This is a genomic window from Bradyrhizobium sp. WSM4872 (assembly GCF_055811715.1).
Genome location: NZ_JBVVPT010000003.1, coordinates 266,591 through 286,728, shown reverse-complemented (window position 1 = coordinate 286,728; position 20,138 = coordinate 266,591). Strand labels below are relative to the sequence as shown.

Annotated in this window: 20 protein-coding genes; 17 read left to right on the top strand and 3 right to left on the bottom strand. The window is 64.5% G+C overall.

Features of this window, described 5'->3' with window-relative positions:
- Window positions 1–72: 72 nt before the first annotated feature.
- From dapA to AC0L3C_RS07040, 4 genes are read left to right on the top strand one after another with little or no spacing between them, the layout of a single operon-like run.
- A complete protein-coding gene (gene dapA / locus AC0L3C_RS07055) occupies window positions 73–963 on the top strand; it encodes a 4-hydroxy-tetrahydrodipicolinate synthase (protein ID WP_007603384.1) in 891 nt (296 codons plus the stop codon).
- Window positions 964–1,015: 52 nt separating this feature from the next.
- The gene (gene mscL / locus AC0L3C_RS07050; RefSeq protein WP_473407556.1) at window positions 1,016–1,432 is read left to right on the top strand and encodes a large conductance mechanosensitive channel protein MscL; all 417 of its coding nucleotides are present in this window, start codon (window positions 1,016–1,018) and stop codon (window positions 1,430–1,432) included.
- A 59-nt stretch (window positions 1,433–1,491) separates the two neighbouring features.
- On the top strand, window positions 1,492–1,965 hold the full coding sequence (smpB, locus tag AC0L3C_RS07045) for an SsrA-binding protein SmpB (RefSeq protein WP_027567292.1): 474 nt from the start codon (window positions 1,492–1,494) through the stop codon (window positions 1,963–1,965).
- A gap of 4 nt (window positions 1,966–1,969) precedes the next feature.
- A complete protein-coding gene (locus AC0L3C_RS07040) occupies window positions 1,970–2,563 on the top strand; it encodes a peroxiredoxin (protein WP_473407511.1) in 594 nt (197 codons plus the stop codon).
- On the opposite strand, the gene AC0L3C_RS07035 is transcribed toward AC0L3C_RS07040, so the two are convergent.
- Both AC0L3C_RS07035 and AC0L3C_RS07030 read right to left on the bottom strand, forming a co-directional pair.
- Window positions 2,560–3,234, bottom strand: coding sequence for a uracil-DNA glycosylase (locus AC0L3C_RS07035; RefSeq protein ID WP_007603389.1), 675 nt, complete (start codon window positions 3,232–3,234; stop codon window positions 2,560–2,562). The two genes, AC0L3C_RS07040 and AC0L3C_RS07035, sit on opposite strands and share 4 nt — an antisense overlap.
- Window positions 3,215–3,862, bottom strand: coding sequence for a LabA-like NYN domain-containing protein (locus AC0L3C_RS07030; RefSeq protein ID WP_007603390.1), 648 nt, complete (start codon window positions 3,860–3,862; stop codon window positions 3,215–3,217). Before AC0L3C_RS07030 ends, AC0L3C_RS07035 begins: the two co-directional genes overlap by 20 nt.
- A gap of 329 nt (window positions 3,863–4,191) precedes the next feature.
- Between AC0L3C_RS07030 and rpoZ the strand changes: the two genes are divergently transcribed.
- The 13 genes from rpoZ (at window position 4,192) to AC0L3C_RS06965 (ending at window position 18,404) form a co-directional block, all read left to right on the top strand.
- The gene (gene rpoZ, locus AC0L3C_RS07025) at window positions 4,192–4,584 is read left to right on the top strand and encodes a DNA-directed RNA polymerase subunit omega (RefSeq protein ID WP_007603391.1); all 393 of its coding nucleotides are present in this window, start codon (window positions 4,192–4,194) and stop codon (window positions 4,582–4,584) included.
- Window positions 4,585–4,793: 209 nt separating this feature from the next.
- Window positions 4,794–7,076 (top strand): RelA/SpoT family protein, encoded by a 2,283-nt coding sequence (locus AC0L3C_RS07020; RefSeq protein ID WP_473407510.1) that lies wholly within the window; start codon window positions 4,794–4,796, stop codon window positions 7,074–7,076.
- Between the two features lie 45 nt (window positions 7,077–7,121).
- Window positions 7,122–7,874 carry a pyridoxine 5'-phosphate synthase gene (locus tag AC0L3C_RS07015; RefSeq protein ID WP_473407509.1) on the top strand — a complete coding sequence of 251 codons (753 nt, stop codon included), beginning with the start codon at window positions 7,122–7,124 and terminating at the stop codon, window positions 7,872–7,874.
- Window positions 7,871–8,290: a holo-ACP synthase gene (acpS, locus tag AC0L3C_RS07010; RefSeq protein ID WP_007611179.1), complete on the top strand. Its 420-nt coding sequence runs from the start codon at window positions 7,871–7,873 to the stop codon at window positions 8,288–8,290. Before AC0L3C_RS07015 ends, acpS begins: the two co-directional genes overlap by 4 nt.
- Window positions 8,291–8,538: 248 nt before the next feature.
- Window positions 8,539–9,303: a signal peptidase I gene (gene lepB / locus AC0L3C_RS07005; protein ID WP_473259622.1), complete on the top strand. Its 765-nt coding sequence runs from the start codon at window positions 8,539–8,541 to the stop codon at window positions 9,301–9,303.
- Window positions 9,300–10,151 (top strand): ribonuclease III, encoded by an 852-nt coding sequence (gene rnc / locus AC0L3C_RS07000; protein WP_473259624.1) that lies wholly within the window; start codon window positions 9,300–9,302, stop codon window positions 10,149–10,151. Before lepB ends, rnc begins: the two co-directional genes overlap by 4 nt.
- Window positions 10,141–11,067, top strand: a complete 927-nt coding sequence (gene era, locus AC0L3C_RS06995; protein WP_456764016.1) for a GTPase Era — start codon at window positions 10,141–10,143, stop codon at window positions 11,065–11,067. Before rnc ends, era begins: the two co-directional genes overlap by 11 nt.
- 21 nt (window positions 11,068–11,088) lie before the next feature.
- Window positions 11,089–11,469: a hypothetical protein gene (locus tag AC0L3C_RS06990; protein ID WP_473407508.1), complete on the top strand. Its 381-nt coding sequence runs from the start codon at window positions 11,089–11,091 to the stop codon at window positions 11,467–11,469.
- 88 nt (window positions 11,470–11,557) lie between these two features.
- Window positions 11,558–12,310, top strand: coding sequence for a DNA repair protein RecO (gene recO, locus AC0L3C_RS06985; RefSeq protein ID WP_473259626.1), 753 nt, complete (start codon window positions 11,558–11,560; stop codon window positions 12,308–12,310).
- Window positions 12,311–12,409: 99 nt separating this feature from the next.
- Window positions 12,410–12,694 carry a hypothetical protein gene (locus tag AC0L3C_RS06980; protein WP_473259628.1) on the top strand — a complete coding sequence of 95 codons (285 nt, stop codon included), beginning with the start codon at window positions 12,410–12,412 and terminating at the stop codon, window positions 12,692–12,694.
- Window positions 12,695–12,755: 61 nt separating this feature from the next.
- Window positions 12,756–15,014 carry a DNA topoisomerase IV subunit A gene (parC, locus tag AC0L3C_RS06975; RefSeq protein ID WP_473279244.1) on the top strand — a complete coding sequence of 753 codons (2,259 nt, stop codon included), beginning with the start codon at window positions 12,756–12,758 and terminating at the stop codon, window positions 15,012–15,014.
- A 290-nt stretch (window positions 15,015–15,304) separates the two neighbouring features.
- Window positions 15,305–16,855, top strand: coding sequence for an ABC transporter substrate-binding protein (locus AC0L3C_RS06970; RefSeq protein ID WP_473407507.1), 1,551 nt, complete (start codon window positions 15,305–15,307; stop codon window positions 16,853–16,855).
- Window positions 16,856–16,859: 4 nt separating this feature from the next.
- Window positions 16,860–18,404 (top strand): GMC family oxidoreductase, encoded by a 1,545-nt coding sequence (locus AC0L3C_RS06965; protein WP_473407506.1) that lies wholly within the window; start codon window positions 16,860–16,862, stop codon window positions 18,402–18,404.
- Window positions 18,405–18,456: 52 nt separating this feature from the next.
- Here AC0L3C_RS06965 and AC0L3C_RS06960 read toward each other — a convergent pair whose 3' ends face one another.
- Complete coding sequence (locus AC0L3C_RS06960) at window positions 18,457–19,671, bottom strand: YeeE/YedE family protein (RefSeq protein WP_473407505.1); 1,215 nt, start codon at window positions 19,669–19,671, stop codon at window positions 18,457–18,459.
- Between the last annotated feature and the right edge of the window lie 467 nt (window positions 19,672–20,138).

The following is a 20,138-nucleotide window of genomic DNA, read 5'->3' as shown; positions in this document are numbered from 1 at the left end:
GGGTCTTTTACCGGCGGGATAGACCCGATATGAATGCGGCTTGCTCGAGATCGCCGCGTACGGAGGAAGTCCATGGCAGCCAAGACGAAATTCCGGGGATCGTTCACCGCCTTGGTCACGCCGTTCAAGAACGGCTCGCTGGACGAGGCGGCGTTCCGCTCCCTGGTCAACTGGCAGATTTCAGAGGGCACCAACGGCCTGGTCCCGGTCGGCACCACCGGCGAGAGCCCGACGCTGAGCCATGACGAGCACAAGAAGGTCGTCGAATGGTGCATCGAGGAAGCAAAAGGCCGCGTGCCTGTCGTCGCCGGCGCCGGCTCCAACTCGACCAAGGAGGCGATCGAGCTCGCCCAGCACGCCGAGAAGGCGGGCGCGAACGCGGTTCTGGTCGTGACGCCTTACTACAACAAGCCGACCCAGGAAGGCATGTATCAGCACTTCAAGGCGATCAACGACGCGATCGGGATTCCGATCATCATCTACAACATCCCGCCGCGCTCGGTGATCGACATGTCGGTCGACACCATGGCGCGGCTGTGGGAGCTGAAGAACATCGCCGGCGTCAAGGACGCCACCGCCAGCATGGTCCGCGTCTCGCAGCAGCGCGCGGCGATGGGCGAGGACTTCAACCAGCTCTCGGGCGAGGATGCGACCATCCTGGGTTACATGGCGCATGGCGGCCACGGCTGCATCTCGGTGACCTCGAACGTCGCGCCGCGGCTCTGCTCCGAGTTCCAGGCCGCCTGGGCGAAGGGCGATCATGCCACCGCGCTGAAGCTGCACGACAAGCTGATGCCGCTGCATAATAACCTCTTCATCGAGAGCAATCCGGCGCCGATCAAGTACGCGCTGTCGCTGCTGGGCAAGCTGGACGAGACGTTGCGGCTGCCGATGGTGCCGGTCACCGAGCCGACCCGCGTTGCCGTGCGCAGCGCGATGGTTCATGCTGGCCTGATCAACTGACGCGCTAGGCGATCGGGGAGCTTTCATGGCGATCAAGGAAAGAGGCACGCGGATGCTCACGGAGTTCCGCGAGTTCGCCATGAAGGGCAATGTCGTCGACCTCGCGGTCGGCGTCATCATCGGCGCGGCCTTCGGCGCCATCGTCACATCGCTGGTCGGCGACGTGATCATGCCGATCATCGGTGCGGCCACCGGCGGTCTCGACTTCTCGAACTACTTCACGCCGCTTTCGAGCAAGGTCACCGCCGCAAATCTCGCGGACGCGAAAAAGCAGGGCGCCGTCTTGGCTTGGGGCAACTTCCTCACGCTGACGATCAACTTCATCATCATCGCCTTCGTGCTGTTCCTGGTGATCCGTGCCATGAACAAGTTGAAGCGCAAGGACGAGGCGGAGCCGGCCGCTCCGGCAAAGCCGTCGGCCGAGGTCGAACTGCTGACCGAGATCCGCGATCTCCTCAAGAAGTCTTGACGCGCGCGCTTCATCCAAACTGTTAGCGTCCTCGCGCATCTCGATCAGGTTTGTCTTCCATGGCCGACAAGAACGAACGTCCGATCAAGGTCATGGCGGAAAACCGCAAGGCCCGCTTCAACTATGCGATCGAGGATACGATCGAGGTCGGCATTGCGTTGACCGGCACCGAGGTCAAGTCGATCCGCAGCGGCAAGAGCACGATCGCGGAATCCTACGCCGATTCCAAGGACGGCGAAATCTGGCTGATCAACGCCACCATTCCGGAATATCTCCAGGGCAACCGCTTCAATCACGAGCCCAAGCGGCCGCGAAAACTGCTGCTGCATCGCAAGCAGATCAACAAGCTGATGGGTGCGGTCGACCGCGAAGGCATGACGCTGATCCCGCTCAAGCTTTACTTCAACGAGCGTGGTCGCGCCAAATTGCAGCTCGCGGTTGCAAAAGGCAAGAAGCTGCACGACAAGCGCGAGTCCGAGAAGAAGCGCGACTGGAGCCGGGAGAAAGGCCGCCTGATGCGGGCGAGGGGATAGCGGGATGACTCAGAGACACCTGCTCGAGGTCGATTGGACCCGGATTCCCGCACCCGCGGACGACGGCGGCGCCGCGCACCTGATAGGCATGACGCTGCCGCCGGTCAGCCTGCTCGCCACTGACGACACGTCGGTCGCGCTGTCGGCGCTACGTGGGCGGACCGTGGTGTTCGCCTATCCGCGCACCGGCGAGCCCGGCAAGATCGCGCTGGTCGACGATTGGGACATGATCCCGGGCGCGCGCGGCTGCACGCCGCAGACTTGTGCATTTCGCGATCTGTTCGCCGAGCTGAAGGCCGCCGGCGCCGCGCAGGTGTTCGGCCTCTCGACCCAAAGCAACGCGTACCAGACCGAGATGGCCTCACGGCTGCATCTGCCGTTCCCGGTGCTCTCGGACGAGAAGCTGGCGCTCACGCGCGCCCTGAATTTGCCGACCATGGGGGTCGCGGGCCTGACGCTGATCAAGCGCCTCGCGCTGATCGTCGACGACGCCAGGATCACGCATGTGTTCTATCCGGTCTTTCCGCCCGACCGGAATGCCGGCGATGTCCTGGATTGGCTGAAGGCCAACCCGGCCAAGGGCTCGTCTAAGGATTAATCGAGGTCGCTCTTCACCTTCGCGAACACGGAGCGGAACATGTCCGGTGTCAGCACGCGGGTGTTCGTGTTGTAGCGGGAGCAGTGATAGCTGTCGTAGAGCCTGAATGCGCCGGCCTGATGCACGGCGCCGTGGCCGAAGGGGGCTTGGGATCCCTTCAGGTTCAGCGGCTTGAGCACGGTGTCGTGCGCAATGCGCCCGAGGGCGACGATCGCGCGCAGGTTCGGCATCGTTGCGAGATTCGCCGCGAGGAACTGCCGGCAGGTGTTGATCTCGACCGGCAGCGGCTTGTTCTGCGGCGGCACGCAATGCACCGCATTGGCGATCCGACAGTCGACCAGCTTCAGGCCGTCGTCGGGACGTGCCTGATATTGGCCCTTGGCGAAGCCGTATTCGAGCAGCGTCGCGTAGAGCAGGTCGCCGGCATAGTCGCCGGTGAAGGGACGGCCGGTGCGGTTGGCGCCCTGCATCCCCGGCGCAAGGCCGACGATCAGCAGGCGCGCCTTGATGTCGCCGAAAGGCGCAACCGGCGCATTGTGCCACAATGGCTCGCGCGCGCGGTTCGCCTCGCGAAAGGCGACCAGGCGCGGACAGAGCGGACAGTCACGGTCGGGGACGAGGCTGAGAGGCTGGCGGCTTGACCGGGCCGCCTCACTCCTCGAAGTCGTCATCGCCCCTCGCCGGCGCCATCGTGGTTGCGCGCTGGAGGAACTGCGGAGCGTGGTGGCGCGCCTCGCGGTCGCCGCGGTCACGCGGGGCGGGGCGTTCCGACGGGTCGCGGCCGAGCTTTGACTGCAGCTCGACGAGGTCGGTGAAGACGTCGGCCTGGCGGCGCAGCTCGTCGGCGATCATGGGCGGCTGGCTCGCGATCGTGGAAATCACGGTGACCCGCACGCCACGACGCTGAACGGCCTCGACCAGAGAGCGGAAGTCGCCGTCACCCGAGAACAGCACCATCTGGTCGATGTGCTCGGCGAGCTCCATCGCGTTCACGGCGAGCTCGATGTCCATGTTGCCCTTGACCTTGCGGCGGCCGGAGGCGTCGATGAACTCCTTGGTCGCCTTGGTGACGACGGTGTAGCCGTTGTAGTCGAGCCAGTCGATCAGCGGCCGGATCGAGGAGTACTCCTGATCCTCGATGATCGCGGTGTAGTAGAACGCCCTCAGCAGCGTCCCGCGGCTCTGAAACTCCTTCAGCAGGCGCTTGTAATCGATGTCGAAGCCCAGAGTTTTCGCCGTCGCGTAGAGATTGGCTCCGTCGATGAAGAGCGCGATCTTGTCGGTAGAGGAAGGTGACATTCAGTTTGCTCGCGTAGAGTTCGTGATTGATCGTTTATTGTTGGCGCGGCGACAGCAAGCCGCGCACTTCTAAAGTCCCGCCGAAACCCGTCGAAACCGCAAATCCGGAGAAGTCGGGGCAATCAAGGTATAGTTATGGCCAACTTGCACAGACCCGGCGCTGCCGTCGCCGGCAGACCGCGAAACCACCCATCCCAGCCCCAATGTGGGGGTAGCAGAGCCGTTTGGCGAGGCCAAATCACAAATTGGCCTTGCGAAACCCTCCCGGCCCCTATAACTACCGGCATTCATCCACATATTTCGTCCCACCCACAACGGAGCGACAGTCGATGGCTCGCGTCACCGTAGAAGATTGTATCGACAAGGTCGACAACCGGTTTGACCTGGTCCTGCTGGCCGCCCACCGGGCCCGCATGATTTCGTCTGGTTCACAACTAACGGTTGACCGCGATAACGACAAGAACCCTGTTGTGTCTTTGCGCGAAATTGCAGAGACCACCATTTCTCCGGAAGACCTCCGCGAGGAACTGGTGCACTCGCTGCAGAAGTTCGTCGAGGTCGACGAGCCCGAGCCGGACACTGTGCCGCTGATCGGTTCCGCCGGTGCAAGCGTGGATGCAGACGATACCGAAGTCGCGGTTGAGCGCATGACGGAAGAAGAGCTCCTGAAGGGTCTCGAAGGCCTCGCGCCGCCCGAGGAGCAGCCCGAAGAAGACGAGTAAATCGTCCAGTCGCGCTCATCGACTTCTTTGTGATCTGATCAAAGGCCCGAACCGTCGTTCGGGCCTTTGCTTTTGTTGGCGTTTTCGTGGTTACCATAGCGTCGTCGGTTCGCGCCTGTCCCTGTCACTGAATTGATCGGACACGCGCGCGATCGGAGCTAAGATGTATACAACGGGCCGTGTCGTGGTCCGTTTGAAGGCAGGACGGCATGGTATATCGACGCCGCACACCAACGCAGATGCAGGCCGCAACCGAATCGGTTGCCGTGGCCCCGACTGCGCCGGTGGCGCGCCCGGCGAAGCCTCGCGCACGCATGATGCGTCAATATGACCTCGTCGAGCGCGTCAGGTCCTACAATCCCAACACCGACGAAGATCTGCTGAACCGCGCCTATGTCTACGCCATGAAGGCGCACGGCTCGCAGACCCGCGCCTCGGGCGACCCGTACTTCTCGCATCCGCTCGAAGTGGCGGCGATTCTCACCGACCTGAAGCTCGACGACGCCACCATCGTGGCTGCACTGCTGCACGACACGATCGAGGACACCGAAGCGACGCGGGCCGAGATCGACCAGATCTTCGGGCCCGAGATCGGCGCGCTGGTCGAGGGCCTGACCAAGCTGAAGCGGCTGGAACTGGTGTCGCGGGAGGCCAAGCAGGCCGAGAATCTGCGCAAATTGTTGCTGGCGATTGCCGACGACGTCCGCGTGCTCCTGGTGAAGCTCGCCGATCGCCTGCACAACATGCGCACGCTGGACTTCGTGCCGACGGAATCGCGACGGCGCATTGCCGAGGAGACGCTCGACATCTATGCGCCGCTGGCCGGGCGCATGGGCATGCAGGAGATGCGCGAGGAGCTGGAGGACCTGTCGTTCCGGACCCTCGATCCAGAAGCGTATTCGGTGGTGATGCAGCGGCTCGATGCGCTGGCCGAGCGCAACCGCAATCTGATCGGCGAAATCGAGGACCAGCTCTCCAACAATCTGCGCCACCGCGGCCTGGGGGCGCGGGTCTATGGCCGCCGCAAGAAGCCATTCTCGATCTGGACCAAGATGGAGCGCAAGTCGGTCGGCTTCGAGCAATTGTCCGACATCTTCGGCTTCCGCGTCGTCGTCAACGACATCGAGGCCTGCTACCGCGCGCTCGGCATCGTCCACACGAACTGGCCGGTCGTGCCCGGGCGGTTCAAGGACTACATCTCGACGCCGAAGCAGAACGACTACCGCTCGATCCACACCACCGTGATCGGCCCCGGCAACCAGCGCGTCGAGCTGCAGATCCGCACCGAGGCGATGGACCAGATCGCCGAGCGCGGCATCGCCGCGCACGTGTTCTACAAGGAAGGCGTGGGCTCGCCGACCGAATTCCTCAAGCGCGAGTCCAATGCGTTCGCCTGGTTGCGCCACACCATCGGCATCCTCTCGGAGAGCGCCAATCCCGAGGAATTCCTCGAGCACACCAAGCTCGAGTTGTTCCACGACCAGGTGTTCTGCTTCACGCCGAAGGGCAAGCTGATCGCGCTGCCGCGCCATGCCAACGTGATCGACTTCGCCTACGCCGTGCACACCGACGTCGGCAACAGCGCGGTAGGCTGCAAGATCAACGGCCAGTTTGCGCCGCTGTCCTCGGAGCTCCAGAACGGCGACGAGGTCGAGGTGCTGACCTCGGAAGCGCAAGCGGCGCCGCCGTCCGCCTGGGAAACGCTCGCGGTCACCGGCAAGGCGCGCGCTGCGATCCGCCGCGCCACCAGGACGGCGGTGCGCGATCAATATGTCGGTCTCGGCCGACGCATCGTCGAGCGCCTGTTCGAGCGCGCCAAGATCGAATATGCCGACGACAAGCTCAAAGGCGCGCTGCCGCGCCTCGCGCGGACCTCGATCGAGGACGTCATGGCGGCTGTGGGACGCGGCGAGATCAAGGCTTCCCACGTCGCACGTGCGATGTATCCCGACTACAAGGAGGAGCGCATCGCGCGCTACGGCGTCAAGAAGGGGCTTGCCGCCAAGCTCAAGGAGAAGTCGGAACCGCCGCGCAGCCCGGTCGCGATCCCGATCCGCGGCATCAATTCCGACCTGCCGGTGAAGTTCGCGCCGAACGGCGGCGCAGTGCCCGGCGACCGCATTGTCGGCATCGTCACGCCGGGCGAGGGCATCACCATCTACCCGATCCAGGCACCGGCCTTGAAGGATTTCGAGGAAGAGCCGGAGCGCTGGCTCGACGTGCGCTGGGACATCGAGGACTCCGCGCCGCAGCGCTTCCCGGCCCGCATCAAGGTCGAGAACGTCAACGAGCCCGGCGCGCTGGCGCAGATCGCGACCGTAATCGCCGAGCACGACGGCAACATCGACAACATCAGCATGCAGCGCCGCTCACCGGATTTCACGGAGACGACGATCGATCTCGAAGTCTACGATCTCAAGCATTTGAGCGCGATCCTGGCCCAGCTGCGCGCGAAGGCGGTCGTCGCCCGCGCCGAACGTGTTAATGGATAGACGCCTTCCGTCTTGGTCTATTCCTATGATTCCGTGAGTCCCGAAATGCCTGCACCTCCGCTCCGCCTCGGCGTCAATGTCGACCATGTCGCGACCCTGCGCAACGCGCGCGGCGGCCGCAATCCCGATCCGGTGCGCGCGGCGCTGCTGGCGATCGAGGCCGGTGCCGACGGCATCACCGCTCATCTGCGCGAGGATCGCCGGCACATCCGCGACGAGGACATGGCGCGGCTGAAAGCCGAGATCTCCAAGCCGCTCAATTTCGAGATGGCGGCGACCGACGACATGATGCGCATCTCGCTCGCCACCAAGCCGCATGCGGTGTGCCTGGTGCCAGAGCGGCGCCAGGAGGTGACGACCGAAGGCGGGCTCGACGCCGTCGGCCAGCACAATGCGCTGGCGCCTTATATCGCGCGGCTGAACGATGCAGGCATCCGGGTGTCGCTGTTCATCGCGGCCGATCCCGCCCAGATCGAGACGGCGGCGCGGCTGCGCGCGCCCGTGATCGAGATCCACACCGGCGCCTGGTGCGACGCCGTCGTCGACGGTCACGCCGATAAGGCCGAGGCCGAATGGCGGCGAATCGTGGCAGGGGCGAAGCTGGCGAAGGAAGCGGGGCTGGAGGTTCACGCCGGACACGGGCTGGACTACGCGACGGCGGAGACGATCGCCGGCTTACCTGAGATCATGGAGCTCAACATCGGCTACTACATGATCGGCGAAGCCCTGTTCGTCGGTCTCGCCGAGACGGTGCGCAGCATGCGCGCGGCGATGGACCGCGGCCGGAGCCGGGCATGATCATCGGCATCGGCTCCGATCTGATCGACATCACCCGTGTCGGCAAGGTGATCGATCGCCATGGCGAGCGCTTCCTCGACCGCATCTTCACCGCGGCCGAGCGGGCCAAGGCGGAGCGGCGCGCCAAGAACGAGAAGATGGTGGTGGCAACCTACGCCAAGCGCTTCGCCGCCAAGGAGGCCTGTTCCAAGGCGCTCGGCACCGGCATCAGGCGCGGCGTGTGGTGGCGCGACATGGGGGTGGTCAACCTGCCGGGAGGACGCCCAACGATGCAATTGACGGGCGGGGCGCTGGCCCGGCTCCAGGCCCTGACGCCGGAGGGCTTCGCGGCGCAGATCGACCTGTCGATCACCGATGATTGGCCGCTGGCACAGGCCTTCGTCATCATTTCCGCCGTGCCGCTGGCGAAACCCTGATTAGGTACCGATCATTTTATAATTCGCATTCAAAATCAAATGCTTATGCAGTTTTGATGCGATCCTTGATTGCGTGGCCTCCGACAACCGTCTAAAAGTCCGCGGACGCAAATCAGGCTGGGCGAATTCGGCTTTACGCCGGAATTGGCCCTCATTATCAGAATCAGGACAATCTCCTTGGGCCGCGAGCGATGGGCTGTTCGCGGGAGGAGGGCGCGCTGTGACCGCCCGCCGGAATTGAGAGAGCAATGAGCGTGACTTCAGGAACGAAAACTGAGAGCGGCGTCGGCGAAACGATCCGGGTCGTGATCCACGCTCTCCTGATCGCGCTGGTGATCCGCACCTTCCTGTTTCAGCCGTTCAACATCCCATCCGGCTCGATGAAGGGGACGCTGCTGGTCGGCGACTATCTGTTCGTCTCGAAATATTCCTACGGCTACAGCCACTACTCGATCCCGTTCTCGCCGCCGCTGTTCTCGGGGCGGATCTGGGGCTCGGACCCGAACCGCGGCGACATCGTCGTATTCCGCCTGCCGAAGGACGATTCCACCGACTACATCAAGCGCGTGATCGGCCTGCCCGGCGACCGCATCCAGATGCGGGACGGGCTGCTCTACATCAACGACACGCCGGTCGAGCGGCAGCGCATGAGCGAATTTGTCGGCGAGGACCCCTGCGGCGCCGAAGGCGGCGGCGTCTCCCGGGTGAAGCGCTGGAAGGAAACGCTGCCGAACGGCGTGTCCTACGAAACGCTGGACTGCGCCGACAACGGATACGTCGACAACACCAACGTCTACACCGTGCCGACCGGCCACTTCTTCATGATGGGCGACAACCGCGACAACTCCACCGACAGCCGCTTCCTTGGCCAGGTTGGCTACGTGCCGCAGGAGAATTTGATCGGGCGCGCCCAGATGATCTTCTTCTCGATCGCCGAAGGCGAGCATGCCTGGATGTTCTGGCGCTGGCCCTGGGCGGTGCGCTGGAATCGCTTCTTCAAAATCGTCCGATGAAAGACGAAGCCAAGGACATCGCGACCCTGCCGACCGAGGCGCAAGCGGGCCCCGACGGCGAAGCTGCGACCAAGAGCCTTGAGAGCAAGACGCCTGAAAACAAGACGCCTGCAAAGAAGAAGCGGGTGCGGAGCAGCAAGGCCAGGGGCTTGGATGCGAATGCGGGGCTCGAGGCGCGCATCGGCTACAGCTTTGCCGATCCGAACCTTTTGATGCAAGGCATCACGCATGTCTCCGCGTTGAAGTCCGGGCGCAAGCGCGGTGACAGCTATCAGCGGCTGGAATTCCTCGGCGACCACGTGCTCGGGCTCGTCGTCTCCGACATGCTCTATCACGCCTTCCCGAACGCCGACGAAGGCGAGATGTCCAAGCGACTTGCCGAACTGGTGCGCAAGGAGAGCTGCGCCGACGTTGCCAAGTCGCTCGGTCTGCTCGACGACATCAAGCTCGGCTCGGTCGGCTCCAGCGCCGACGCGCGCCTGCGCAAGAGCGTGCTCGGCGATATCTGCGAGGCCGTGATCGGCGCCGTCTTCCTCGATGGCGGCTACGCGGCGGCGGCCGATTTCGTCAAGCGCAACTGGACGGAGCGCATGCACAAGCCGCGACGTCCCTTGCGCGATCCCAAGACCGTTCTCCAGGAATGGGCGCAGGGCAAGGGATTGCCGACGCCCGTTTACCGCGAGGTCGAGCGCACCGGCCCGCATCATGATCCGCAATTCCGCGTCGCGGTCGATCTTCCGGGACTCGCTCCGGCGGAAGGCATCGGCGGCAGCAAGCGCGCGGCAGAGAAGGTGGCAGCTTCAGTGATGATCGAACGTGAAGGCGTTGGCGGCGGCAATGACGGTTGAAGCGAGCGGCGAGGCGCCCACTGCTACGCGCTGCGGCTTCGTCGCGCTGATCGGCGCGCCGAACGTCGGCAAATCCACGCTGGTCAATGCGCTGGTCGGGGCCAAGGTCACGATCGTCTCGCGCAAGGTGCAGACCACGCGCGCGCTGATCCGCGGCATCGTGATCGAGAACAATTCGCAGATCATCCTGGTCGATACGCCCGGCATCTTCCTGCCCAAGCGCCGGCTGGACCGCGCCATGGTCTCGACCGCCTGGAGCGGCGCGCATGACGCCGACCTCGTCTGCGTGCTGCTGGATGCCAAGGCCGGCATCGACGAGGAAGCCGAGGCGATCCTCACCAAGGTCGCCAGCGTCAAGCACGAGAAGATTTTGGTCATCAACAAGGTCGACCTGGTCCAGCGCGAGAAGCTGCTGGCGCTGGCGCAGGCCGCCAACGAGCGCATGGCCTTCGCAAAGACCTTCATGATCGCGGCGATCTCCGGCGACGGCGTCGACGACCTCAGGCATACACTGGCCGAGATCGTGCCGCCGGGGCCGTTCCTCTATCCCGAAGACCAGATGTCGGACGCGCCGATGCGGCAGCTTGCGGCCGAGATCACGCGCGAGAAGATCTTTCGCAAGCTGCACCAGGAATTGCCCTACCAGTCCACGGTCGAGACCGACAAGTGGGAGGAACGCAAGGACAAGTCGGTGCGCATCGAGCAGACGATTTTCGTCGAGCGCGAAAGCCAGCGCAAGATCGTGCTCGGCGCGGGCGGCGCCACCATCAAGTCGATCGGCGCGGACTCGCGCAAGGAGATCGGCGAGATCCTGGGCGTGCCGGTGCACCTGTTCCTGTTCGTCAAGGTGCGCGAGAACTGGAGCGACGATCCCGATCGCTACCGCGAGATGGGCCTGGAATTTCCCAAAGAATAACCACGAAAAGATCGGTCGGCGATGAGCGTACCAAGCAACGTACGGCGCTTCGAAGCGTTGCTCTATGCATCGTTGATGCTGGATGCCTTGTCGGTGGCGGTGCAGGACCGCACGCCGACTGCCGAGATGACCGAACAGATGATCATGACGTCGTCGCTGCTTGCCGGCGGCATGATCCTGCTGCTGGTCTATTTCGTGCGGCTGGCCGCGCGCGGGCGCAAGAACTGGCCGCGCTGGGTTCTGGCGGCAGCACTCGTACTGTCGGTGATCTCGCTCGGCCAGATCATCGGGGAGAAAGGCATGGAACTCGACAGCGCCATCGAGATCGTCTCCTGCGTGCTGACGGCGATGGGATTGTACTTCTCGTTCCGCGGCGACGCGCAGGGCTGGTTCAACGTGTAAGGCGTCGGGTGGATTGGCGGCGCTTCACCTTCCGGCCTTCGGCCAATCCGCCCTACGATTGAAGACCGGAATCCGCTAGACTTCACCGATGGAATGGACCGACGAAGGCATCGTGCTGGGGGTGCGGCGGCATGGCGAGAGCAGCGCCATCGTCGAGCTGCTGACCCGCGCGCACGGCCGCCATCTCGGTCTCGTCCGCGGCGGCGCCGGCTCTCGGATGCGGCCGCTGCTGCAGCCCGGCAACAGCCTCAGCGTGGTGTGGCGGGCGCGGCTCGACGAGCATCTCGGCACCTATGCCATCGAAGGCCTGAAGCTGCGGGCCGCGACGCTGCTGGGATCATCCCACGGCGTTTACGGCATCACTCATCTCGCTTCGATTGCGCGGTTGCTGCCGGAGCGCGATCCGCACGAACACCTCCTGGCGCTGCTCGAACATTCGCTGGACGATTTCGATGATATCGGCAGCGCCGCCGTACACGTGATCCATTTCGAGCTGGCGATGCTCACCGAACTCGGCTTTGGGCTGGCGCTGGAAAACTGCGCGGTGACCGGAGAGACCACCGACCTGATCTACGTCTCGCCCAAATCCGGTGGCGCGGTGTCGCGCGGGGCGGGCGAGCCGTGGCGCGACCGCCTATTGCGGCTACCGCCGTTCCTGCGCCAGGGCGAGGTGCAGGGCGACCTCACTGATCAGGATCTCCAGGACGGCTTTCGACTGACCGGCCTGTTCCTGCTGCGCCACGTGCTGGAGCCGCGTGGGCAGGGCCATTCCGACGCGCGGGCGGGCTTCATCAGCGCGTTGACGCGACAGCAGGCAAAGGCCGCGATTCCCGCGCCATGAGCCTAGCGCGGCTCTGCATTGTCGCAATATAGCGGCCCGCCGTGGAACGAAATCGGGTTTCCGTGACTTGCCCCCGGGGTTCCAACCGGGGATATCCTGATGCTGATCAAGGGACTTGTGATATCGGCAGCGCTGATCGCGCTGGCGCCGGACGCCCTTGCGGGTGAGCAGCCGGGCGTCTTTCGCCGTGCCTCCTGCACCGTTGTCAGATTCTATGTGGCCAAATATTCCGCTGCAGCCGCAGAGGCATGGGCGCGGTCCAAGGGCGCGACGGAGGCCGAGATCGAGACGGCGCGGCGGTGCCTGACCAATGCCCCGGGCACCACGCAGGCTAAAGCCGCGCCACCCACCCAGACCTTCACCGCAGGCTGGGCTGGCCAGTAGGCCGCCCACAGGGAACCAATCGATCCTTGCCCGATTCGCTTCCACGGTTTAACCGGGCGGCATGGGAAAACGATTGATTCCGCCGGAGGAACCGGCCGAAATTCACGAGGTGCCGCTGCGTGAGGCGCTGGAAGAGCGCTATCTTGCATACGCGCTCTCCACCATCATGCACCGCGCACTGCCCGATGCCCGCGACGGCCTGAAGCCGGTGCATAGGCGCATCCTCTACGGCATGCGCCTGCTCCGGCTCGACCCCGGCACCAGCTTCAAGAAATCCGCAAAAATCGTCGGCGACGTGATGGGCTCGTTCCATCCGCACGGTGACCAGGCGATCTACGACGCCATGGTGCGTCTCGCGCAGGACTTCTCCTCGCGCTATCCGTTGGTCGACGGCCAGGGCAATTTCGGCAATATCGACGGCGATAATCCCGCCGCCTACCGTTACACCGAAGCACGCATGACCGACGTCGCGCGGCTTCTGCTCGACGGCATCGACGAAGACGGGGTCGAATTCCGTCCCAACTATGACGGCCAGTCGAAAGAACCGGTCGTGCTGCCCGGCGGCTTCCCGAACCTGCTCGCCAACGGTGCGCAGGGCATCGCGGTCGGCATGGCGACCTCAATCCCGCCGCACAACGCCGCCGAGCTCTGCGACGCCGCGCTGCATCTGATCGAGAAGCCCGACGCGAAATCCAAGGCCTTGCTGAAATGGGTCAAGGGTCCGGATTTCCCCACCGGCGGCATCTGCGTCGATTCCAAGCAGGCGATCGCTGAAGCCTACACCACCGGCCGCGGCTCGTTCCGCGTCCGCTCGCGATGGGAGCAGGAAGAGGGCGCGCGCGGCACCTGGGTCGTCGTCGTCACCGAGATTCCCTTTCTGGTGCAGAAGTCGCGGCTGATCGAGAAGATCGCCGAGCTGCTCGACCAGAAGAAGCTGCCGCTGGTCGGCGATATCAGGGACGAGTCGGCCGAAGACGTTCGCATCGTGATCGAGCCGAAGTCGAAGAACGTCGATCCCGCGCTGATGATGGAATCGCTGTTCCGGCTGACCGAGCTCGAAAACAAGATTCCGCTGAACCTCAACGTGCTGATCAAGGGCCGCATTCCCAAAGTCGTGGGGCTGGCGGAATGCTTGCGCGAATGGCTCGACCATCTGCGCGACGTGTTGATCCGTCGCACCAACCATCGCAAGGCCGAGATCGAGCGCCGGCTGGAGATTCTCGGCGGCTTGCTGATTGCCTATCTGAACATCGACGAGGTGATCAGGATCATCCGCAATGAGGACGAGCCGAAGCCCGCGCTGATCAAGGCGTTCAAGCTCACCGAGGTGCAGGCCGAAGCCATCCTCAACATGCGGCTGCGCTCGTTGCGCAAGCTCGAGGAGATGGAGATCCGCAGCGAGGACAAGGATCTTCGCAAGGAGCTGAAGGGCATTGAGGGATTGCTGGCGTCCGAACCCGAGCAGTGGAAGAAGGTCGGCGAGCAGGTCGGCAAGGTCCGCGACATGTTCGGACCGAAGACGCCGCTCGGCAAGCGCCGCACCACCTTTGCGGACGCGCCCGAGCACGATCTCGCTGCGATCGAGGAGGCCCTGGTCGAGCGCGAGCCAGTGACCGTCGTCGTCTCCGACAAGGGCTGGATCCGCACCCTGAAGGGCCATGTCGAGGATCTCTCGGGGCTGGCTTTCAAGCAGGACGACAAGCTCGGGTTCGCGTTCTTCGCGGAAACGACCTCGAAGCTGCTGCTGTTCGCCACCAATGGAAAATTCTACTCGCTCGATGTCGCAAAACTTCCGGGCGGCCGCGGTCACGGCGAGCCGATCCGCCAGTTCATCGATCTCGAGCCGGAGGCCGCGCCGGTCACGCTGTTCGTCAACAAGGGCGGACGCAAATTCCTGGTCGCGAGCCACGAGGGCCAGGGCTTCGTCGTCAACGAGGACGATTGCGTCGGCACCACCAAGAAGGGCAAGCAGGTCCTCAACGTCGACATGCCGAATGAGGCGCGCACGGTCACCGAGGTGCTCGGCGACACCGTCGCGGTCATCGGCGAGAATCGCAAGATGCTGCTTTTCCCGCTCGAGCAGGTGCAGGAGATGCCGCGTGGCCGCGGTGCGCGCCTGCAAAAATACAAGGACGGTGGTCTTTCCGACGTCGCCGTGTTCGACGCCAAGGCGGGCCTGACCTGGAAGGACTCCGCGGGCCGCGAATTCTCTGCGACCATGAAGGAGCTCGCCGAGTGGCGCGGCAACCGCGGTGATGCCGGCCGCCTCGCGCCGAAGGGATTCCCGAAGTCGAACAAGTTCGGCAGGGTGATCGGGTAGGACGCGGGCCGTCGCCATATCGACAGTGTCATGCCCCGCCACCGGGTCTCGCCTTCGGCGAGCCCGATGACAGGCTCCGGCGGGGCATCCAGTACGCCGCGACCTCTCGGCTCAATCGTAGCTTTCTCTGGAGTACTGGATCGCCCGGTCAAGCCGGGCGACGACAGCGGGGGGCAGCGCGCAAACGCGCGGCAGATAGCTGTGAGCGCATAAGTGCCTTCCTCGAACGGGCACGAACATTGCCTTTTCCTGGCGACAGCAAACAGCTCGTCAACAGGCAAAAGGCACCAATGTCCAAACTGAAGGCTTTTATTCCGGCGCTATTCGCCTTGGCGCTGACCGCGCCGCCGGCGCATGCGGCGGGCAATCTCGTCGCGGTGCTCGAGGCGGAGATCATCACGCTCGATCCGCATTTCTCCACAGCCTACATTACGCGCACGTTCGGCTACATGGTGTTCGACACGCTGTTTGCGAAGGATTCCAAAGGCGAGATCAAGCCGCAGATGGTGCAGGACTGGAAAGTCTCGGCCGATGGCCTGACCTACAGTTTCACGCTGCGCGACGGCCTGAAATGGCATGACGGCCAGCCGGTCACGGCCGCCGATTGCGTCGCCTCGCTGCGCCGTTGGGGCACCCGGAGTGCGCTCGGCCGCCGCATCTTCGCGATCACGGCCTCGCTCGAGCCCACCGACGCAAAAACCTTCGTGCTGACGCTGAAGGAGCCGTCTGGTCTCGTCATCGACGCGCTCGGCAATCCCGTCAGTCCGGTCGCCTTCATGATGCCCGAGCGCGTTGCCAAAACGCCCGGCGACCAGCGCATCACCGAAATCGTCGGCTCCGGCCCGTTCGTCTACAGCAAAGCAGATCACCGCACCGGCGACCGCATGGTCCTGAAGAAATTCGCCGACTACGTGCCGCGTCCAGAGCCTGCCGACTTCCTCGCCGGCGGCAAGCGCGTCAACGTCGACACGCTCGAGATCCGCGTCATTCCGGACGGCGCGACCGCAGCCTCCGCGCTGCAGGCCGGCGAAGTCGATTTCATGCAATACGCGCCGTTCGATCTGCTGCCGACCATGGAGAAGAACTCACGGGTCAAACTCGTCAATTTTACCGGCGGCAACATGTTCGCGGGCGCCTATCGCCTCAACGCCGCATCGAAGCCGTTCGACGATCCCGCCATCAGGCGCGTGCTGTGGAAGCTGGTAGATCAGCGCGAGGTGCTGGACGCACTCGGCCTGGACGCCAGATACGCCGCTCCTTGCGCGACATACTTCACCTGCGGCACCACCTATGACAGCAAGGCCGGCACGGAAGCCGCCGCCAAGCCGTCGATCGAAGCAGCGAAGGCCGCGCTGAAGGCGACGAAATATGCCGGCGAGCCTGTTGTCGTGATGGAGGCCAACGATCTCGAAGCCCCGCGCGTCTCGGCGCAGGTGCTGGCCGAGCGGCTGAAACAGGCCGGGTTCACCGTCGATCTCCAGGTGATGGACTGGGCGAGCGTGCTGGCGCGCCGCGCCAAGAAGGAGGGCTGGAGCGTCTATGGCGTTCACGCCGGAGGTTTTGACCTCGGCTCGCCGCTGACCAACGTCATGGTCGCCTTCAACTGCGCCGACTTCACCGGCTGGCAATGCGATGCGCGCATTACGCCGCTGATGGAGGCCTTTGCCAAGGCGCCCGCCGAGGAGGATCGCAAGAAGATCGCCGGCGAGATCCAGGCCGTCATGTACGACCAGGCGCCCGCTATACCGTGGGGCCAGTTCGCCCAGCCCGCCGCCTCTCGCACGACTTTGCGCGGTCTGATACCGTCGGCCATCCCGGTGTTCTGGAACGTTGAGAAGTAGCGCGATGTACGATGTTATTGTTGTCGGCGGCGGCTCCGCCGGCGCCGCTGTTGCGGCGCGGCTCTCGGAAGATCCCGCACGCCGCGTGCTGCTGCTTGAAGCCGGCCTCGACTGGCGCGCCGACGAGGCGCCCTGGGAGGTGAGGACGCCGAATCCGATCCCGATCATCCACAAGCGCGAGTACCAGGAGAAATGGCAATGGCCGGATCTGCTGACGCGCCGTGTGGCCGGCCAGGAGCCGCGCTTCTACTGGCGCGGCAAGGGGCTCGGCGGCTCCTCGATGATGAACGGCCAGATCGCCATCCGCGGCGTCGCCGATGCGTTCGACGAATGGGCCGCAAATGGCTGCACCGGCTGGTCGGCCAGGGACGTGATGCCGTTGTTCTCGGTGATCGAGGATGATCTGGAATTCGGCGACGCCGCCGGCCATGGCCGCGGCGGACCGCTGCCGGTCTATCGGGCGCCGCCGGAAAAGTGGGGCCCGATCGATCGTGGCTTGCGCGATGCGGCGCTGGCGAGCGGCTATCCCTGGTGCGCCGACGTCAACGGCCCTGATGGCGAGGGCGTCGCTTGCTATCCCATCAACAGCCGCGACAGCCGCCGCATCACCACCAATGAGGGTTATCTGGAGCCCGCGCGCGGTCGCGCCAATCTGGAAATTCACGGGCATGCGCTGGTTGATCGCGTGCTGATCAGCGACGGTCGGGCGACCGGTCTTCGTGTTCGCATCGAGGGGCAGGGCACCCGCGAGATCAGCGCGCGCCAGATCGTGCTGTGCGCAGGCGCCATCCACAGCCCGGCAATCCTGCTGCGCTCGGGCATCGGACCTGCGGATGAGCTGAAGGCGATGGGGATTGCGGTCGAGCGCGACCTGCCGGTCGGCAGGCACTTCTTCGACCATCCGCTGTTTCGCGCCACGATCCAGCTCCAGCAAGACCTGCGGCCGACCGATCCGGACACGCGTCATACCAATTGCTGCGTGACCTATTCGTCGGGCCTCGCCGACGGCGGCAAGCGCGACATGATCCTGATCGCCTTCAACCACCGCGGCATCGGTGTGCCCGGAGCGATCGGGGCCGGGCTGTTCAACGCCTATTCGCGTGGCACGCTCAAATTGGCCTCGACCGATCCCGCGATCGATCCCGTTGTCGAGGAGAACATGCTGGCCGATCCCCGCGACATGCTGCGCATGATGGATGCGGTGAGGCGGCTTGCCGTGATCACCGAGCAGCCGGCGCTGTCAGGCATCGCCGACTGGATCAGGCTCGCCGACACCGATCTGACGCTGTCGCAAGCTGCGGCCTTGCCCGATCAGGAGCTCGACGCGCTGCTGCGGCGTGAGACCGGCGACATCCAGCATGCTGCCGGCAGCTGCCGCATGACCGGCGTCAACGACGCTGACGGCGTGGTCAACCCTGACGGCACCGTGAAGGGCATCTCCGGCCTGCGCGTCGCCGACGCCTCGATCATGCCATCGGATTGCCGGGCCAACACCCACTTCACGACAGTGGTGATTGGGGAAGCGATTGCGCGGATGATGATGCGGTAGGTTCAATCGCCGGTCCCGCCACGGCGGTCTGACGAACGCGCATGCGAAAAACCTACCGCTCGACGGCCAGGCCGAACAGCGGTCGGAGGTGTGTTCCCAGAATGTTGCCGACGAAAGCCGCGACCAGCCAGCACCAGCCGTGCAGGCTGCCCGATGCGATTCCGCTGAAATAAGCGCCGATATTGCAGCCATAGGCGAGCCGGGCGCCATACCCGAGCAGCAGGCCGCCGATGATGGCTGCAAGGAGCGAGGATGCGGAGATGCGCCATGTCGGATGGAATTTGCCGGCGAGGCCCGCGGCCAGCAACGCTCCCAGGATGATGCCGAAGTCCATCACGGAGGTGATGTCGGCGAAGACGCTTTGGTGCAGCGATGCGGCCCGAGCACCCTGCCAATAGGGCCATGAGGCGACGTCGACGCCGAAGCCCATCAGGATCTTCGATCCCCAGAGCGCGAAAGCGGAGGTGATGCCCCAGGGACGTCCCGCTAGATACAGCGTGGCGAAATTTCCGATCGCAAGCAGGATCGCGCCCCACAGGAGCGGCCACGGCCCCTGCATGAAGCGGCGCGCGCCGCGCAGCTTCGTCCGCGCTCCCGGCTCGAGTTGGCCGTGCCGGGCGATCTCGGCCCTGACGGTGATGAGGTAGATTGCAGCCATCACAGCCCAGCAGAGCACGAGCGCCGGCAGCCATCCGAGCCGTTCGATCAACGAGACGGCGCCGATGTTCGGCAGCGCGCTCCACCACGGCAAATGCAATGCACCGAGCGTAGATCCGGCGATGAAGGCCGCCAACGTCACCAGCATGCGGGTGTTGCCGCCGCCGGCGGTATAAAGCGTTCCCGATGCACAGCCGCCGCCAAGCTGCATTCCAAGGCCGAACAGGAACGCCCCGGTCAGCATGCCCACGCCCACTGCGCCGAGCTCGCCATGCACGGCGACGCCGAACAGCGTGCTTTGCGCCAGGACCGGAAAGAAGAGGGCGGTTGCCAGCGCCAGCATGACCATTTGCGCACGGAGGCCGGCACCTCGTCGCGCGACAATGAAGACGCGCCAGGCCGAGGTGAACCCGAACAGCGCATGGTACAGCGTCAGGCCAAGTGCGCCTCCGACAAGAAACAACAATCCCTGTTGCCAGGAGATCGTACCTGACAAGGCCACTGCGCCCGCCAGAAGAATTGCCGCAGCGACAACGACGACCGTGAAATTGACGCCGTGCCGGTCATTGTCAGGGGCAAGCAGTCGCGCATCGATGGATAGATCGGTCATGGCTCATCCAAAAAGCGGAGTCCTCGGCAGTGGGAGCTAACCTTGGCGAATTCTCCCCGTTCCAATCTTCCCACATTGGAACTGATGGGATCGCGCTAGGCTGTCATGCCCCGGCTCGACCGGGGCATCTAGTACGCCGCGGCTTCTCTTCTCAATCACGATCGTCTCGGAGTACTGGGTCGCCCGGTCAAGCCGAGCGACGACAGCGAGAGTGGAATGACTGGTCTTCGCGCCGATATACGATCCAAACAGCGGACGAGCGCTCGCGATCTCGCGGCGCGTTCCGCCCGAGTTTGCTTCGTCGCATTGCCCTCGTTGAGACAAGGGCGCAGGGAAGGCCGGGCGCCGGCTGGCACCCGCAGGTCCGTGCGCGATAGAAATGCACACGGGGTGGACCACAGGTTCGCCGGATCGCCCGGCCTTCCCTGCGCGATGGTTTTAACGTGTCCTTCGTGCTCTCCTCGGGG

Bases quoted from the DNA above. Each gene is read 5' to 3' on its own strand.
- era (WP_456764016.1), top strand. From the start codon at position 10,141: ATGACGGTTGAAGCGAGCGGCGAGGCGCCCACTGCTACGCGCTGCGGC.
- parC (WP_473279244.1), top strand. From the start codon at position 12,756: ATGGGAAAACGATTGATTCCGCCGGAGGAACCGGCCGAAATTCACGAG.
- recO (WP_473259626.1), top strand. From the start codon at position 11,558: ATGGAATGGACCGACGAAGGCATCGTGCTGGGGGTGCGGCGGCATGGC.
- AC0L3C_RS06960 (WP_473407505.1), bottom strand. From the start codon at position 19,671: ATGACCGATCTATCCATCGATGCGCGACTGCTTGCCCCTGACAATGAC.
- mscL (WP_473407556.1), top strand. From the start codon at position 1,016: ATGCTCACGGAGTTCCGCGAGTTCGCCATGAAGGGCAATGTCGTCGAC.
- lepB (WP_473259622.1), top strand. From the start codon at position 8,539: ATGAGCGTGACTTCAGGAACGAAAACTGAGAGCGGCGTCGGCGAAACG.
- AC0L3C_RS06970 (WP_473407507.1), top strand. From the start codon at position 15,305: ATGTCCAAACTGAAGGCTTTTATTCCGGCGCTATTCGCCTTGGCGCTG.
- rnc (WP_473259624.1), top strand. From the start codon at position 9,300: ATGAAAGACGAAGCCAAGGACATCGCGACCCTGCCGACCGAGGCGCAA.
- AC0L3C_RS06965 (WP_473407506.1), top strand. From the start codon at position 16,860: ATGTACGATGTTATTGTTGTCGGCGGCGGCTCCGCCGGCGCCGCTGTT.
- acpS (WP_007611179.1), top strand. From the start codon at position 7,871: ATGATCATCGGCATCGGCTCCGATCTGATCGACATCACCCGTGTCGGC.
- AC0L3C_RS07040 (WP_473407511.1), top strand. From the start codon at position 1,970: ATGACTCAGAGACACCTGCTCGAGGTCGATTGGACCCGGATTCCCGCA.
- AC0L3C_RS06990 (WP_473407508.1), top strand. From the start codon at position 11,089: ATGAGCGTACCAAGCAACGTACGGCGCTTCGAAGCGTTGCTCTATGCA.
- rpoZ (WP_007603391.1), top strand. From the start codon at position 4,192: ATGGCTCGCGTCACCGTAGAAGATTGTATCGACAAGGTCGACAACCGG.
- smpB (WP_027567292.1), top strand. From the start codon at position 1,492: ATGGCCGACAAGAACGAACGTCCGATCAAGGTCATGGCGGAAAACCGC.
- AC0L3C_RS06980 (WP_473259628.1), top strand. From the start codon at position 12,410: ATGCTGATCAAGGGACTTGTGATATCGGCAGCGCTGATCGCGCTGGCG.
- AC0L3C_RS07030 (WP_007603390.1), bottom strand. From the start codon at position 3,862: ATGTCACCTTCCTCTACCGACAAGATCGCGCTCTTCATCGACGGAGCC.
- AC0L3C_RS07020 (WP_473407510.1), top strand. From the start codon at position 4,794: ATGGTATATCGACGCCGCACACCAACGCAGATGCAGGCCGCAACCGAA.
- AC0L3C_RS07035 (WP_007603389.1), bottom strand. From the start codon at position 3,234: ATGACGACTTCGAGGAGTGAGGCGGCCCGGTCAAGCCGCCAGCCTCTC.
- AC0L3C_RS07015 (WP_473407509.1), top strand. From the start codon at position 7,122: ATGCCTGCACCTCCGCTCCGCCTCGGCGTCAATGTCGACCATGTCGCG.
- dapA (WP_007603384.1), top strand. From the start codon at position 73: ATGGCAGCCAAGACGAAATTCCGGGGATCGTTCACCGCCTTGGTCACG.